The sequence below is a fragment of the Faecalimonas nexilis genome, assembly GCF_059731825.1.
This window is the reverse complement of sequence record NZ_AP029189.1, coordinates 2,017,177-2,032,501: the sequence shown is the minus strand read 5'-3', so window position 1 is coordinate 2,032,501 and position 15,325 is coordinate 2,017,177. Positions and strand designations below refer to the sequence as shown.

The 15,325-nt window shown below is 41.5% G+C and carries 15 protein-coding genes and 1 other RNA gene; 14 read left to right on the top strand and 2 right to left on the bottom strand.

The features are described from left to right. The first annotated feature begins 92 nt into the window (after nucleotides 1–92). Nucleotides 93–1,520, top strand: coding sequence for a polysaccharide deacetylase family protein (locus AC6I5B_RS10305; RefSeq protein WP_022250287.1), 1,428 nt, complete (start codon nucleotides 93–95; stop codon nucleotides 1,518–1,520). A 46-nt stretch (nucleotides 1,521–1,566) separates the two neighbouring features. Here the strand turns inward: AC6I5B_RS10305 and AC6I5B_RS10300 are convergent, their stop codons facing one another. Next, the gene (locus AC6I5B_RS10300; RefSeq protein WP_022250286.1) at nucleotides 1,567–2,745 is read right to left on the bottom strand and encodes a ribose-phosphate pyrophosphokinase; all 1,179 of its coding nucleotides are present in this window, start codon (nucleotides 2,743–2,745) and stop codon (nucleotides 1,567–1,569) included. Nucleotides 2,746–2,900: 155 nt separating this feature from the next. On the opposite strand from AC6I5B_RS10300, the gene der reads away from it, so the two are divergent. From der to AC6I5B_RS10235, 13 genes are all read left to right on the top strand, one after another. After that, nucleotides 2,901–4,229, top strand: a complete 1,329-nt coding sequence (gene der, locus AC6I5B_RS10295) for a ribosome biogenesis GTPase Der (protein ID WP_004612344.1) — start codon at nucleotides 2,901–2,903, stop codon at nucleotides 4,227–4,229. 4 nt (nucleotides 4,230–4,233) lie between these two features. Beyond that, entirely contained in the window at nucleotides 4,234–4,875 is a 642-nt protein-coding gene (gene plsY, locus AC6I5B_RS10290) for a glycerol-3-phosphate 1-O-acyltransferase PlsY (protein WP_004612345.1), read from the top strand. 17 nt (nucleotides 4,876–4,892) lie between these two features. Next, nucleotides 4,893–5,903 (top strand): NAD(P)H-dependent glycerol-3-phosphate dehydrogenase, encoded by a 1,011-nt coding sequence (locus tag AC6I5B_RS10285; RefSeq protein WP_004612346.1) that lies wholly within the window; start codon nucleotides 4,893–4,895, stop codon nucleotides 5,901–5,903. An 83-nt stretch (nucleotides 5,904–5,986) separates the two neighbouring features. Beyond that, on the top strand, nucleotides 5,987–7,459 hold the full coding sequence (spoIVA, locus tag AC6I5B_RS10280; protein ID WP_004612347.1) for a stage IV sporulation protein A: 1,473 nt from the start codon (nucleotides 5,987–5,989) through the stop codon (nucleotides 7,457–7,459). Nucleotides 7,460–7,567: 108 nt separating this feature from the next. Beyond that, nucleotides 7,568–8,605 carry a threonine aldolase family protein gene (locus AC6I5B_RS10275; RefSeq protein WP_004612348.1) on the top strand — a complete coding sequence of 346 codons (1,038 nt, stop codon included), beginning with the start codon at nucleotides 7,568–7,570 and terminating at the stop codon, nucleotides 8,603–8,605. 11 nt (nucleotides 8,606–8,616) lie between these two features. Further along, nucleotides 8,617–9,597: a bifunctional molybdenum cofactor biosynthesis protein MoaC/MoaB gene (gene moaCB, locus AC6I5B_RS10270; protein ID WP_497773295.1), complete on the top strand. Its 981-nt coding sequence runs from the start codon at nucleotides 8,617–8,619 to the stop codon at nucleotides 9,595–9,597. 3 nt (nucleotides 9,598–9,600) lie between these two features. Next, the gene (locus AC6I5B_RS10265; protein WP_004612350.1) at nucleotides 9,601–10,626 is read left to right on the top strand and encodes a molybdopterin-binding protein; all 1,026 of its coding nucleotides are present in this window, start codon (nucleotides 9,601–9,603) and stop codon (nucleotides 10,624–10,626) included. Between the two features lie 6 nt (nucleotides 10,627–10,632). Further along, nucleotides 10,633–11,076 (top strand): MOSC domain-containing protein, encoded by a 444-nt coding sequence (locus AC6I5B_RS10260; RefSeq protein ID WP_004612351.1) that lies wholly within the window; start codon nucleotides 10,633–10,635, stop codon nucleotides 11,074–11,076. Further along, nucleotides 11,077–11,793, top strand: a complete 717-nt coding sequence (locus AC6I5B_RS10255; protein ID WP_004612352.1) for an MBL fold metallo-hydrolase — start codon at nucleotides 11,077–11,079, stop codon at nucleotides 11,791–11,793. It begins immediately after the preceding gene. Then, nucleotides 11,775–13,469, top strand: coding sequence for a MutS-related protein (locus tag AC6I5B_RS10250; protein ID WP_004612353.1), 1,695 nt, complete (start codon nucleotides 11,775–11,777; stop codon nucleotides 13,467–13,469). Before AC6I5B_RS10255 ends, AC6I5B_RS10250 begins: the two co-directional genes overlap by 19 nt. Nucleotides 13,470–13,485: 16 nt before the next feature. After that, nucleotides 13,486–13,962 carry a ribonuclease HI gene (rnhA, locus tag AC6I5B_RS10245; RefSeq protein ID WP_004612354.1) on the top strand — a complete coding sequence of 159 codons (477 nt, stop codon included), beginning with the start codon at nucleotides 13,486–13,488 and terminating at the stop codon, nucleotides 13,960–13,962. Nucleotides 13,963–14,009: 47 nt separating this feature from the next. Further along, an RNA gene (rnpB, locus tag AC6I5B_RS10240) (RNase P RNA component class A) lies at nucleotides 14,010–14,361 on the top strand. A gap of 176 nt (nucleotides 14,362–14,537) precedes the next feature. Continuing rightward, complete coding sequence (locus AC6I5B_RS10235) at nucleotides 14,538–14,807, top strand: hypothetical protein (protein WP_022250281.1); 270 nt, start codon at nucleotides 14,538–14,540, stop codon at nucleotides 14,805–14,807. Nucleotides 14,808–14,873: 66 nt separating this feature from the next. Here the strand turns inward: AC6I5B_RS10235 and AC6I5B_RS10230 are convergent, their stop codons facing one another. Beyond that, a complete protein-coding gene (locus AC6I5B_RS10230; RefSeq protein ID WP_004612356.1) occupies nucleotides 14,874–15,311 on the bottom strand; it encodes an aspartate carbamoyltransferase regulatory subunit in 438 nt (145 codons plus the stop codon). Nucleotides 15,312–15,325: the final 14 nt, after the last annotated feature.

Genomic DNA, 15,325 nt, shown 5'->3' with positions numbered 1-15,325 from the left:
TTTTTAAGGGGTTCTTAAGGGCAGAAACATTGCAATACAAACAGAAGTGGACTATAATAAATTTTGCAAACAAAAGTAGGAGTACGAGTGATATGTTTAGGGTGAGAAAAGGAATAAGGTACAGAAGAAGAAAAAAGATTGCAGTTGGGATTGTATTGGTTACAATATTGCTTATCTTGTTAGGGGGACTGATTTTTAGAATCGCAAAGAGAACGATTCCGGAAGTGATTTTAAAAGTGAAAAATGTGTCAATTCTTCAAGATGAGGAGATTCCGCAGATTCAGGCTGCCGCTTCTTGTAAGGACGAAAAATACAGTGAGAAAGAACTGGAAAAAGGATATACTGTGAAAGATTTTGTGAAGGATTTGAATGCGGGGAAAGGATATCGGCTAACATATGAGATTGATCAGACAAAAGAAGGAGAGTATCCAATTACCATTTCTTTTGAAAAAGATTTGAAGAAAAAAATAGATAAGAAATGGAGAAAAAAGCTAAAGGTTCAGGTGAAAAACGGCACTTGCCAAGTTAAGAATAAATACGGGACTTGGGAAGATAAAAAATTTAAAAAGTGGGACGGTACCTATGCGGCATCAGAATTTGTTCTTTCAAAAGAGAAGACATATTACATAGATGAGAATGGAGAGATGGTAACAGGATGGAAAGATATCGATAATTTCCGCTATTTTTTCGATGAGAATGGAGAGATGAGTATTGGTTGGAAAGAGACAAAGGAAGGTACTTACTATTTTCAGGAAGATGGGAAGATGAGTGTTGGCTGGCAAAAGATAGGGGAAGATACTTATTACTTTGACAAAGAGGGAAAGATGCTGACAGGAAAGCAGAGAGTATTTCAGTTGGACTGCGTATTTGGCAAAGATGGGAAATTACAGTCAAAGGCGAGCAAGGTGGATCCGGAGAAACCGATGGTTGCGTTGACATTTGATGATGGACCGGGAAAATACACGGATTCTCTTTTGGATAAATTGGAGGAGTATGGTGCAAGGGCTACCTTCTTTATGGTTGGAACGAATGCGGCGAAGTATCCGGATACCATTAAGCGAATGGAAGAGATTGGATGCGAAATTGGTAATCATACGACGAATCATAAAAATCTCGTCAAACTAGATGATGCAAGTGTCAAAGAAGAGATTCAGTCTACAGATGCAGCGATTGCGGCAGCAGTGGGACATGGAGCAAGTCTGTTGCGTCCGCCGTTTGGCTCTTATAACGACAAGGTGAAGAGTTTGGCAGGAAAGCCGGTCATCATGTGGTCTTTAGATACGCTTGACTGGAAGAAAAAGGATGCGGCATTGATTAGAGATTACGTCCTTGAGACGGTCAGTGATGGAGATGTGATTTTGCTTCATGATATACATGACTTTTCCGTAAATGCGGCATTTGAGTTAATCCCAAAACTGATTGAACAAGGATATCAGCTGGTGACAGTGAGTGAGCTTGCAGAAGCAAGAGGAATCTCGCTGGAAAATGGAGTGCGTTATTCACAGTTTTATAAACAATAGAAAAAGCTTGTAAGTATGTTTGAGGTACTTACAAGCTTTTGCTTAATTATTGTTGATCTTTCTGATGTTTTTCAAGCAATTTATGAATCTTATCGGTTGGATTCATGACAGAACCGATGGTAATGTCATGATTCAAAGAATCAATGATAAGTGCAAGGAATTTGCTCATATCTGCCATAACAAAATATGGTTTTTCATATAATTCGGATGGAAGGTATGTCAAGTTCGTTGTAATGACACGATCGATGTAGCCTTTTTCGTAATAATCGTCAAATTTTGCAAAGCCATCTGTAAATAATCCAAAGGTTGTGCAGACAAATACACGGTTAGCGCCGCGTTCTTTAATCTGTTTTGCAACATCTAACATACTTTCTCCGGAAGAAATCATATCATCGATAATGATTGCATTCTTTCCGGCAAGATCATCACCTAAAAATTCATGTGCCACGATTGGATTTTTTCCATTTACAATTGTAGAGTAGTCGCGACGTTTGTAGAACATACCCATATCTACGCCTAAAACGTTTGAAAAATAAACGGCACGGTGCATAGCGCCTTCATCCGGACTGATGATCATCAGGTGATCCTTGTCCACTTTCAAATCCGGCTCTGCGCGGAGCAAAGCTTTCATAAACTGATATGGCGGTGTAAAGTTATCGAATCCTTTGAGCGGAATTGCATTTTGTACACGTGGGTCGTGCGCATCAAATGTGATGATATTCGATACACCCATTGCTGTAAGTTCTTCTAATGCAAATGCACAGTCAAGAGACTCTCTCTTTGTCCGTTTGTGTTGACGACTTTCATACAAGAATGGCATAATAACGTTGATGCGGCGTGCTTTTCCGGTAGCAGCCGAGATAATACGTTTTAAATCCTGATAATGGTCATCTGGTGACATGTGGTTTTTATGTCCGTTTACAGAGTATGTAAGGCTGTAGTTACATACATCTACCATGATGAATAAGTCTGTGCCGCGGATGGATTCGCGAAGCATACCTTTTGCTTCACCTGAACCAAAACGAGGGCACGCGCTGTCGACTAAATAGTTCTCCAGACGGTAATTTGCAATTGAAGCGGAATCCGGCCATTTTTCAACTGCATTCTGGCGAAAGGAAACGATGTAGTCATTTACTTTTTGACCAAGTTCTTTGCAACTATCCAATGCGGCTATTTTAAGAGGAGCAATTGGAAGTGCTTTTTCTAATAATGTGATATTTGCCATAGGGGCCTCCATAAAAATAAATTCTTTTAACATACCCATATTAGCAAAAAAAATCATTTGCTTCAAGAATTTCATGTGGAAATTGCTTTTTTTCGAAAAATTTAGTATGATAGAGATTAGAATTAGTATAAATAGTAATTAATAGGAGAAAAAATATGAGTAAACCAATTGTAGCAATCGTCGGAAGACCGAATGTAGGGAAGTCGACATTATTTAATGCACTGGCGGGAGAGATGATTTCCATCGTAAAAGATACGCCGGGTGTGACAAGAGATAGAATCTATGCAGAAGTAACATGGCTGGATAAAGAATTTACAATGATTGATACCGGAGGAATCGAACCGGACAGCAAAGATATTATTTTATCGCAGATGAGAGAACAGGCTCAGATTGCCATTGATACAGCTGATGTCATTGTTTTTATTACAGATGTGAGACAGGGACTTGTAGATGCAGATTCCAAGGTTGCAGATATGCTAAGACGCTCCGGAAAGCCGGTTGTGCTTGTTGTCAATAAAGTGGACAGCTTCCAGAAGCTTATGCCGGATGTGTACGAATTTTATAATTTAGGAATCGGTGACCCAATCCCGATTTCGGCAGCATCCAGACTTGGTATCGGTGATATGCTTGATGAAGTAGTGAAATTCTTCCCGGAGAGAAATGCGACGGAAGAAGAGGATGAAAGACCAAGAATTGCAATTGTGGGTAAACCAAATGTTGGAAAATCTTCTATTGTCAATAAATTGCTTGGTGAGAACCGTGTGATTGTATCCGATGTTGCAGGCACGACACGTGATGCAATTGATACTGCAATCAAATATCATGGAAAAGAATATGTGTTTATTGATACAGCAGGTCTGCGAAGAAAGAATAAGATTAAAGAAGAGCTGGAGCGATATAGTATCATTCGTACTGTGACAGCGGTGGAACGTGCCGACGTTGTCTTAATGGTGATCGATGCGGTAGAAGGAATCACAGAGCAGGATGCAAAGATCGCCGGAATTGCCCATGAAAGAGGAAAAGGAATTATCATTGTTGTCAATAAATGGGATGCGATTGAGAAACATGATAAGACAATGTACGAGTATGAGAAAAAGATTCGTCAGACATTGGCGTATATGCCATATGCAGAGATTATGTATGTGTCTGCAGCGACAGGACAGCGCCTGAACAAGCTTTATGAGATGATTGATGTCGTGATGGAGAATCAGACGCTTCGTGTGGCTACAGGTGTTCTCAATGAGATCATGGCAGAGGCAGTTGCGATGCAGCAGCCGCCGTCGGATAAAGGAAAGCGTTTGAAATTGTACTATATTACACAGGTAGCGGTAAAACCGCCGACATTTGTTATCTTTGTGAATGATAAGGAATTGATGCACTTTTCATATACAAGATATTTGGAGAATAAGATTAGAGAAGCGTTTGGCTTTAAGGGAACTTCACTGAAATTTTTCATCCGCGAGCGAAAGGAAAAGGAGCGTTAGTAGTATGGAACGTTTGATTTGTGTTGTAATCGGATATCTGTTTGGCTTGTTTCAGACAGGGTACTTTTATGGAAAATTAAAACACATTGACATCAGACAACATGGAAGCGGCAATGCCGGGACGACAAACGCTCTCAGAACGTTAGGGTGGACCGCGGGGGCAATCACCTTTTTGGGCGATTGCCTGAAATGTGTTGCAGCAGTTGCAGTTGTGTACTGGCTGTACGGCTCTACACATGATAATATCAGTCTGCTTGCAATGTATGCCGGGATGGGCGCAGTACTTGGACACAATTTTCCCTTTTATTTAAAATTCAAAGGAGGAAAAGGAATTGCGGCGACAGCAGGATTGATTCTTGCTACGAATCCGATTATGATGCTGATTGCGGCTATTGTATTTATTTTGGTTGTGGCAGTGACCCGATACGTTTCGTTGGGGTCACTTATTCTAGTGGTATTGTTTTTGGCTGAAGTGATTGTGTATGGTCAGATGGGAGGATTTTCTCTGACACAGCCAGAATTATATGAAATGTATATGATTGCGTTTGTTTTGATGCTGATGGCATTTTACAGACATCGTGCAAACATCAAGCGTCTTTTGAACGGGACGGAAAATAAATTTGGAGCAGACAGGAAAACGAAATAGAGGCAGGAGGATATGGCATGGCAAAAGCAGGCATCATGGGAGCCGGAAGCTGGGGAACAGCGTTGGCGTTATTACTGTATAAAAATGGGCATGAGGTTACTTTGTGGTCAATCAACAATGACGAGGTAGAGGAATTAAAAAAAGAAAGGGAACACAAGAGCAAATTGCCGGGGGTGAAGATTCCAGAAGATTTGAGGATTACAAACAGTATGGAAGAAGCCGTTGCAGAGAAGGATTTTGTTGTCCTTGCAGTACCTTCACCATTTATCCGAAGCACAGCGAGAAATATGAAGCCGTATGTGGTTAAACATCAAAAGCTTATCAATGTGGCAAAAGGAATTGAGGAGACGACGCTTAAGACCCTTTCGGAACAGATTGAGGAAGAACTTCCGATGGCGGATGTAGCTGTGTTATCAGGACCGAGTCATGCAGAGGAAGTGGGCAGAGGACTTCCGACAACATGTGTTGTAGGCGCGAAGACAAAAGAGACAGCTGAATATCTTCAGAAGATGTTTATGAACGAAACATTCCGTGTGTATACAAGCCCGGATATTCTCGGAATAGAGGTAGGTGGAGCACTGAAAAATGTCATTGCACTCGCGGCTGGAATTGCGGATGGTCTCGGATACGGTGATAATACAAAGGCGGCGCTTATCACTCGTGGAATTGCGGAGATTGGAAGACTTGGTATCCAGATGGGCGGTAAGATGGAAAGCTTTACCGGACTTACCGGAATTGGAGATTTGATCGTGACCTGTGCAAGTGTACACAGTCGAAACCGAAAAGCCGGATACCTGATTGGACAGGGAAAGACGATGCAGGAAGCAATGGACGAAGTAAAGATGGTCGTGGAAGGTGTTTATTCTGCGAAGGCAGCAATGAAACTTGCAGAAAAATATGAGGTGTCCATGCCGATCATTGAGCAGGTAAATCAAGTGCTCTTTAAAGGAAAAGATGCCGCAAAGGCAGTTAACGAATTGATGTTAAGAGATGGAAAAATTGAACATAGTGACTTGCCGTGGGAGTAAAAGGAATTAAAAACAAGAGAATATAGTACATATCAAACCAATTGGCTGCATACACTGTACAAGTGAATAGCAGGAGGGATCATATGGAAGTATTCGATGTTTATAAAGATATACAGGCGAGAACCAACGGAGAAATTTATCTTGGGGTGGTGGGACCGGTAAGAACCGGAAAATCTACTTTTATCAAACGATTTATGGACTTGTTAGTTTTGCCAAAGATAGAGGATGAACATAGTAGACAGCGGACAAAAGATGAGTTGCCTCAGTCTGCATCCGGGAAAACAATCATGACGACGGAACCGAAATTTGTACCGAAAGAGGCAGCGGAAATTTCACTCATGGATGATGTGACAGTAAAAGTACGCCTGATAGACTGTGTCGGCTATATGGTGAAAGGTGCGGCGGGACACACAGAGAATGAGGAAGAACGCCAGGTAAAGACACCGTGGTTTGACTATGAGATTCCATTTACAAAAGCAGCAAGCATTGGAACACAGAAAGTGATTCATGATCATGCCACGATTGGAATCATAATCACAACAGACGGAACAATCTGTGATCTTAAGAGAGAGAATTATATCGAGGCAGAAGATAAGACAATCCGGGAACTGCAATCTATCGGGAAACCGTTTGTCGTACTTGTAAATTCAAAAAGACCATATGGGGAAGAGGCAAAGCAGGCGGCGGAAAGTATAAGGCAAAAGCATGGGGTTACGGCGATGGCGCTTAACTGTGAACAACTGCGGGAGGAGGATATTCACCGGATCATGGAAAATGTACTGTTTGAATTTCCTATTTCGGAAGTGGAGTTTTATATTCCAAAGTGGGTGGAGATGTTGTCTCGGGAACATAAGATCAAAGCGGATCTGCTTTGGCATATAAAAGAGATGATGAAAGATTTTTCGGAAATCAAAGATGCGGTAAGAGGAATAGCAAGACCAGACAGCATGTACATAAAAGAGATGAAGGTAGATGATGTGGCGTTGGATACCGGATGTGTAAAAGTACGGATTCAGGTGGCGGATAATTATTACTACGAGATGTTAAGTGAGTTGACTGGAACGTCTATTGAAGGAGAATACGAACTGATCCGTACGATGAAGGAGATGGCGGCTCTTCGCAAAGAATATGAAGGCGTAAAAGATGCGATGGAATCGGTAAAAATGAAGGGTTATGGCGTGGTGAGCCCGAGAAAAGAAGAAATCCAATTGGAGGAACCGGTTATTATCAAGCAGGGGAATAAATATGGTGTGAAAATTCATTCCGAAGCACCGTCGATTCATATGATCCGGGCAAATATAGAGACGGAGATTGCACCGATTGTGGGCAGTGAGCAGCAGGCAAATGATTTAGTCAATTATATCAAAGATGCAAGTGCAACAGAAGAAGGTGTGTGGGGCACTAACATTTTCGGAAAATCCATTGAAGAGCTTGTGACGGATGGCATGCGTAATAAGCTTATCGCAATCAACGATGAGAGCCAGTCGAAATTGCAGGATACAATGCAGAAAATTGTAAACGACAGCAATGGGGGAATGGTTTGTATTATCATTTGAGATAAAGCTCTTGACGTTTGCGGCAATAAAAGTAAAAAAACACACTTAAAGACGGGGGAAAAAAGTTTTCTCCCGTCTTTAAGTGTGTTATACTATAAAAACAGGAGGATGAAAAAGATGATTCGTTTTAATTGTGATTATAATGAGGGAGCACACCCTCGTGTTTTAGAGGCACTTGTAAAAACTAATATGGAGCAGACACCGGGATATGGTGAAGATCCATATTGCGAAAAGGCAGCAAAAGTAATCAAGGATTTGTGTAAAAAGGAAGATGCAGCAGTGCATTTTCTTGTGGGAGGCACACAGGCAAATCTGACGGTAATTTCATCAATTCTTCGCCCGTATCAGGCAGTGCTTTGTGTGGAAGAAGGTCATATCAATGTGCATGAGACAGGAGCTATTGAGGCATGTGGGCACAAGGTAATGACAGTTTCGGGGAAAGATGGAAAGATTGATGCAGAACAGATTAAAGAAGTATATACACAGCACTGGTCCGACAGTTCACATGAACATATGACACAGCCAAAGCTTGTGTATATTTCCAACCCGACAGAACTTGGAACGATGTACAGCAAGGCGGAACTGGAAGCAATACGAAATGCATGCAATGAATGTGGACTGTATTTGTTTTTAGACGGTGCAAGACTTGGATATGGGCTGATGGCAGAAGGAAATGATCTGACATTGGAAGTATTGGCAGAGAATTGTGATGTGTTTTACATCGGCGGAACGAAAGTGGGAGCATTGTTCGGAGAAGCGGTTGTTATCTGCAATAAAGCGCTTCAGGAAGATTTTAGATATCTGATCAAGCAGAAGGGTGGTATGCTTGCAAAGGGAAGATTGCTGGGAATCCAGTTTTTAGAACTTTTAAAAGATGGCTTGTATTTTGAAATCGCAGGGCATGCAATCCGAATGGCAATGATCCTGAAAAAAGGACTTGAGGAAGCCGGATATTCATTTTTCATCGACAGTGAAACCAACCAGCAGTTCGTGATTGTGTCTGATGAAAAATTGGAACAGCTGAAAGAAAAATATGCATATACATATCAGCAGCGATACGATGCGACATCCAGCGTGATTCGTCTTTGCACAAGCTGGGCGACAAAAGAGGAAGATGTTTATCAATTACTAGAGGATATGAGGTAGGGAGACAAAAGATGCGTGAAAAGCTGACACATTTTGATGAAAAAGGAAATGCAGTGATGGTAGATGTCTCAGAAAAAGAGGTGACATCAAGAGTCGCGGTGGCGTCTGGAAAGATCCGTGTCAATGCAAAGGTGATGGAGGCGGTTAAAAAGGGTACTTCCAAAAAGGGAGATGTGCTTGGGGTGGCACGTGTGGCGGGAATCATGGCGGTCAAGCAGACGGCGAATCTGATTCCAATGTGTCATACACTTCTGATCAGCAAATGCGAGATTGCCTATGAGATTTCAGAAGATACTTTGGAAATTCTGGCAAGATGTACTGTGAAAGTAGAAGGGAAGACCGGAGTTGAGATGGAAGCGCTGACCGGAGTCAGTGTCACGTTGTTGACGATTTATGATATGTGCAAGGCAATTGATCGTACCATGGAATTGTCAGAGATACATTTGGAAGAAAAAAAAGGCGGAAAAAGCGGACATTTTAGGAGGGAAAATAATATGAGAGTTGCAATTATAACAGCAAGTACTTTAGGATACAAAGGGGAAAGAGAAGACAAAAGCGGACCATATATTAAAAAAGTCGTAGAAAATGCAGGATTTGAAGTAAAGGTGATGAAGGTGCTTCCGGATGACCGCAGGATTTTGGGAGAAGTGATGAAACGGCTGGCAGACAGTAATATTGTCGACTTAATCATCACGACAGGTGGAACTGGATTTTCAGAAAGCGACATAACACCTGAGGCGACGTTGGATATTGTAGAGCGACAGGTGCCTGGAATACCGGAGGCAATGCGTGCCTACAGTATGCAGTTTACAAAACGGGCAATGCTGTCAAGGGCCGCGGCTGGAATCCGCAAACAGACATTGATCGTAAACTTTCCGGGAAGTCCGAAATCTCTGAAAGAATCACTGGAATATATTTTGCCTGAACTAATACACGGCGTAGAGATTTTACAGGGAATTGCGAAAGAGTGTGCAGCTCCAAAGGAAGCGTAAAAGATGAAAAAGATTGAGACAAAAGATGCGGTAGGTCATGTGATTTGTCATGATATTACAATTATTGTAAAAGATCAGATTAAAGATACTGCATTTCGAAAAGGACATATTGTGCGGGAAGAAGATATTCCCAAACTGTTATCTATTGGAAAAGACCATCTTTATGTGTGGGAGAAAGAAGAGGGAATGCTGCACGAGAATGAGGCGGCAGAGATTCTGGCATCTGTATGCGAAAGCGCATATATGAAGCGGAGCCCGGTAAAAGAAGGAAAGATTGAGTTGTCGGCAACACAGAGAGGACTTTTTCAAATTGATTTGGAAAAGCTTTCTGCCATCAATGAGCTGGAAGATATCATGATTGCATCCAGACATCATAACCAGCCGGTGAATGTCGGGGACAAACTGGTTGGGACAAGGGTGATTCCGCTGGTCATTTCGGAAGAGAAGATGAAGCAAGTTAAAGAAATCGGTGGAAAAGAGCCATTATTTCGGATTTTACCATATAAGCGAAAAACAGCCGGAGTGGTGACGACTGGAAATGAAGTGTACTATGGGCGGATACAGGACACATTTACTCCGGTTATTCGAGAAAAACTGAAAGCATATGATGTGGAAGTGTTGGTTCATAAAACCGTACCGGATAAAAGAGAAAAGATTGTGGAAGCAATTCGGGAGATAAAAGGCAAAGGAGTAGATATGGTACTTTGTACCGGAGGAATGAGTGTCGATCCGGATGATATGACACCGAGTGCAATCAAAGAAAGTGGAGCGCAGATTATTTCCTACGGGGCTCCGGTTCTTCCGGGGGCGATGTTCCTGCTTGGCTGTTTTTCGGATGGAACACCGGTTATAGGACTGCCAGGATGCGTGATGTATGCAAAAGCGACCATTTTTGATTTGCTTCTTCCACGGATACTTGCAGATGTACCGATTACGAAGAAGGATTTGGCAAAGATGGGAGCAGGAGGCTTATGTCTTGGCTGCGATATCTGTACGTATCCGAACTGTGGATTTGGAAAAGGAGTATAGAGATTTATGGGAGTTGTGAGAGCTGTTTGTATCAGTGAAAAGAAAGGAACAGAAAAGCAAAATGTACATAAGGCAAAGCTGGTTGCGGATTCTGGTCTGAAAGGAGATGCGCATGCAGGTAACTGGCATAGACAGGTGAGTCTGTTGTCTTATGAGCAGATAGAAGCGTTTCGGCAAAGAGGGGCACAGATAGAATTCGGTGCGTTTGGAGAGAATCTTGTCGTAGAGGGATTTGATTTAAAAACCCTTCCGATTGGAACAAGATTTCGCTGCAACGATGTGATTCTTGAGATGACGCAGATAGGAAAGGAATGCCATCACGGGTGCAGGATTTTTCAGACGATGGGAGACTGCATCATGCCAAGAGAAGGTGTGTTTGCAGTTGTAATTCACGGCGGGGAGATTTCAGAGGGTGACTGTATAGAGATTTTGACAGATAAGGAGGAGTAAATGAAAATCACATATATTTCACACAGTGGGTTTGCGGTGGAACTGGAAAACCATATTTTTCTGTTTGATTATTACAAAGGGGAGATACCAAAGTTTGATCCGAAAAAAAGTATAGTTGTATTTGCAAGCCATGTCCATCATGATCATTATGTAGAAGAAATTTTTGAATTGAGAGAACAATATCCGGATGTGCACTATGTTCTGTCTTCGGATATTCGAAGGTCAGCGAAAAAAATTTTGGAAGAAAAGCAAATCGAAGCTCAGGTCTCTTTTTTGAGAATCCATCAGGAGCTTGAACTGGGAAAGGTGCGGATTCAGACTTTGAAGTCAACAGATGCAGGTGTTGCTTTTTTGGTGGAGTGCGAAGGAAGAACAATTTACCATGCAGGAGATTTAAATTGGTGGCATTGGGAAGGAGAGCCGGATGCGTATAATGAACATATGAAGATGGCATATCTGAAGGAAATTGAAAAATTGAAGGACACACCGATCGATGTGGCATTTGTGCCCGTAGATCCAAGGCTTGGCGAGCAGTATTATTATGGAATAGATGGATTTGCAAAACGGGTGGATGCAAAAGCATTGATTCCGATGCATTGCTGGGGGGACTATACAGTTTGTGAAAAACTGATGCATCAGGAGGAGACAAAGGAGTATCGAGAGCGGATTTATCCGATCACAAAAGAAGGAGAGGAAATATGTCTCAAGATATCATAGTCGTAGCAGGATTGTTTGCTGTTCTTGCCGGCATTTGGGTGGTGAACATGGTAAGTCGTAAAAATCGAATGGGATGTATACAGGCAATGCTGAAAGAAGAGTGGGGCAGTGGACATCCAAAAGAATATACATATGAGGAATTTGAATGGATTTCACATTATTACAAGAACCGACAGGAGAGAAGATGTGCCAAAGGGGCGTTTATCGATGATATCACATGGAATGATCTGGAGATGGATGATGTATTCTTAAAGTTAAATCATACTTATTCCAATATTGGCGAGGACTATTTGTATGATCTTTTGAGGAGACCACAAACGGAGGAATCTGTGCTGAGAGAGCGAGAGCGTCTGATTACTTATTTTGCAGAGCATGAAAAAGAACGCAGAATTTTTCAGACCAAATTCTATGAAATTGGGAAATTATTAAAAGTTCCGGTCAGTGATTATATTTACCGTTTATCTGAAGTGAAAAAGAAAAGCAACACACCGCACTATCTGGCGATTGGAGGGATTTTTGCCGCCATTGTTTTGGCAATTTTCAACATTACTGCCGGAGTGATTGCGTTACTTGTGGTGATGGGTGTAAATATCAACAGTTATTATAGAGAGAAGAAAGAAATCGAGGCGTATATCAGTACATTTTCTTATATCATGAAACTGCTTGATATCAGCGATCAGTTTGAACATGTTGATATTCCTGAAGTGGAACAATATGTGCAGGAGATTATCAGAGCAAAGAAACAGTTTGGCAAGTTCAAAAAGGGTTCCTCTTTGGTGGTGTCCGGACGGCATATGGGAGCATCTGTTACAGAATCCATCATGGATTATTTCCGTATGCTGTTTCATGTGGATTTAATTAAATTCAATTCGATGCTGGAAGAGTTTCAAAAAAATTTGGATGCGATTGAGTGTATGATGGAAAATCTTGGACTTTTGGACAGTATGATCGCAATCGCCTCTTATCGGGAGTCATTGTCATATTATTCTGTGCCGGAACTTGTGAAGCAGGAAAAGGCATTTTTAGAAAGTGAAGACATGTATCATCCTATGCTTGAGAATCCGGTTGCAAATACGATCAAAGAAGAACGAGGCGTGTTGGTGACGGGCTCCAATGCATCTGGAAAATCAACATTTTTAAAGACGGTGGCAATCAGTGCGGTTTTTGCACAGACGATCCACACCTGCCCGGCAAGACAGTATCGCGCCTGCTATTTTCAGATTTATTCATCTATGGCGCTCAAAGATAATCTTCAGGGGAATGAGAGCTACTACATTGTGGAAATCAAATCTTTAAAAAGAATCTTGAACCGCGTAGAGGAGAAGACACCGCTCTTATGTTTTGTGGATGAGGTGCTTCGGGGAACGAACACGATTGAGCGTATTTCAGCATCGGCTCAGATTTTAAAGAGTCTGGCAAAAGTGCATGTAATGTGTTTTGCGGCAACACATGATATTGAGTTGACACATCTTTTGGAAGAGTTTTATAGTAATTATCATTTTCAGGAAGAGGTAAAAGAAAATGATATTTTGTTTAATTACATGTTGTACAGAGGAAGAGCGGTATCCAGAAATGCTATTAAGCTGCTTGGGATTATCGGATATGACGGGGAAATTATCAAAGAGGCTGAGAAGACGGCAGAGAATTTTGTAAATACCGGAATATGGAGTTTGTAGAGAAAGTGAGAGCGATATGAAAGTAAAGATTTATACAGATGGTGCGGCACGAGGAAACCCGGATGGACCGGGAGGATACGGCACTGTGTTGGAATTTATAGATTCAAAAGGGCAGCTTCATACAAAAGAGTTGTCCTGCGGATATAAGAAGACGACGAACAACCGTATGGAATTGATGGCGGTGATCGCAGGGCTGGAGGCGTTGAACCGTCCCTGTGAGATTGAGTTATATTCGGATTCAAAATATGTGGTCGATGCATTTAATCAGCACTGGATTGATGGCTGGCTGAAAAAAGGCTGGAAACGCGGAAAAAACGAACCGGTCAAAAATGTGGATTTGTGGAAACGATTATTAAAGGCGAAAGAACCGCATCAGATTACGTTTATTTGGGTAAAAGGACATGATGGACATCCGCAGAATGAGCGCTGTGATACACTTGCAACGACAGCGGCGGACGGCGGAAATCTTTTGGATGATGTAATCGGGGGATAAAAGTACTTTACAAGTTTTGAAGAAAATGATAAAATCACAGAGGTGTAAAAGTAAGACAGACGGTCGCAGCTGCAAGTGTCGAAAGACCGCAGGTGAGGAAAGTCCGGGCTTCATAGGGCAGGATGCCGGATAACGTCCGGTGGAGGCGACTCCAAGGCTAGTGCAACAGAAATGTACCGCCCAGATTGACTCTGGGTAAGGGTGGAAGGGCAGTGTAAGAGACTACCGCCCCTTTGGTAACAAAGGGGGCATATGTAAACCCCATTCGAAGCAAGACCGAACGAAAACGATGTGGCGGCCCGTCACGTTTTAGGTAGGTTGCTTGATCTTACTGGCGACAGTAAGGCTAGATAGATGACCGTTCAACGACATAACCCGGCTTATCGTTTTGCTTTTACACGATATATTTTTAGAATTTATGAGACAATCGCTTTGAAGTGATTGTCTTTTTGCTATTAAAAGTTGCTACATATACTATAATCAGAAATATTAAATTTAAACAAACTATTGACTGATAAATTTGAAAGGAGTAGTATAAAGATAACAATAGAAGTAAACAGAAAGGGGCGTTTTTTATGACAACGTATTTCATGATTTTTTTAACAATTGTCACAGTTTTTGTTGTTGCAGCAGGATTGATTAAAGTTGGAAAAGTACCGAAAATGCCTGCTTTCTACCGCAACATGATTAGAGAAGGTGTTTTCAACCGATTGATTTTCAAGAATTATTTTTTCAGAAAAGTGTTAGAACATGGAAAACAATTGCCGGAAACAGAGATTGAAAATGTGTGTAGTTTATACAGAGGAGGGGACTGTGGGGAAAAAGAAAATTTAGCGAATATGTAAAATATTTTTTAGCAAAGGACTGGGTGGCAAATTAGCCATCCAGTCCTTAAATAATGCTTGTCTTTATTATCTGCTATACTTTTCTTCACAATATTTGCAGCGGTATACTTCGTTTTCAGGATCGGTCAACACGAACACGTGATCCAGTTCCTGCTCAATAGAAGTGATGCAGCGAGGATTTTTGCATTTGATTACGTTTGTGATTTCTTTTGGAAGTTTCAAACGTTTTTTCTCAACAATTTTTTCATCCTGAATGATGTTGATTGTGATATTGTGATCAATAAAGCCGAGGATATCCAAATCGATTACGTCGATTGGGCATTCGATTTTCATAATGTCTTTTTTCCCCATCTTATTGCTTTTTGCATTTTTGATGATTGCAACGCAGCAATCTAATTTATCCAGTCTCAAATAGTGATAGATGTCCATGCTTTTTCCGGCCTGAATATGGTCAAGTACAAAGCCTTCGGAAATACCACTGACATTCAATGTATTTTTTACCATGATATATTTCCTTT

Bases quoted from the DNA above. Each gene is read 5' to 3' on its own strand.
- AC6I5B_RS10305 (WP_022250287.1), top strand. From the start codon at position 93: ATGTTTAGGGTGAGAAAAGGAATAAGGTACAGAAGAAGAAAAAAGATT.
- AC6I5B_RS10300 (WP_022250286.1), bottom strand. From the start codon at position 2,745: ATGGCAAATATCACATTATTAGAAAAAGCACTTCCAATTGCTCCTCTT.
- der (WP_004612344.1), top strand. From the start codon at position 2,901: ATGAGTAAACCAATTGTAGCAATCGTCGGAAGACCGAATGTAGGGAAG.
- plsY (WP_004612345.1), top strand. From the start codon at position 4,234: ATGGAACGTTTGATTTGTGTTGTAATCGGATATCTGTTTGGCTTGTTT.
- AC6I5B_RS10285 (WP_004612346.1), top strand. From the start codon at position 4,893: ATGGCAAAAGCAGGCATCATGGGAGCCGGAAGCTGGGGAACAGCGTTG.
- spoIVA (WP_004612347.1), top strand. From the start codon at position 5,987: ATGGAAGTATTCGATGTTTATAAAGATATACAGGCGAGAACCAACGGA.
- AC6I5B_RS10275 (WP_004612348.1), top strand. From the start codon at position 7,568: ATGAAAAAGATGATTCGTTTTAATTGTGATTATAATGAGGGAGCACAC.
- moaCB (WP_497773295.1), top strand. From the start codon at position 8,617: ATGCGTGAAAAGCTGACACATTTTGATGAAAAAGGAAATGCAGTGATG.
- AC6I5B_RS10265 (WP_004612350.1), top strand. From the start codon at position 9,601: ATGAAAAAGATTGAGACAAAAGATGCGGTAGGTCATGTGATTTGTCAT.
- AC6I5B_RS10260 (WP_004612351.1), top strand. From the start codon at position 10,633: ATGGGAGTTGTGAGAGCTGTTTGTATCAGTGAAAAGAAAGGAACAGAA.
- AC6I5B_RS10255 (WP_004612352.1), top strand. From the start codon at position 11,077: ATGAAAATCACATATATTTCACACAGTGGGTTTGCGGTGGAACTGGAA.
- AC6I5B_RS10250 (WP_004612353.1), top strand. From the start codon at position 11,775: ATGTCTCAAGATATCATAGTCGTAGCAGGATTGTTTGCTGTTCTTGCC.
- rnhA (WP_004612354.1), top strand. From the start codon at position 13,486: ATGAAAGTAAAGATTTATACAGATGGTGCGGCACGAGGAAACCCGGAT.
- AC6I5B_RS10235 (WP_022250281.1), top strand. From the start codon at position 14,538: ATGACAACGTATTTCATGATTTTTTTAACAATTGTCACAGTTTTTGTT.
- AC6I5B_RS10230 (WP_004612356.1), bottom strand. From the start codon at position 15,311: ATGGTAAAAAATACATTGAATGTCAGTGGTATTTCCGAAGGCTTTGTA.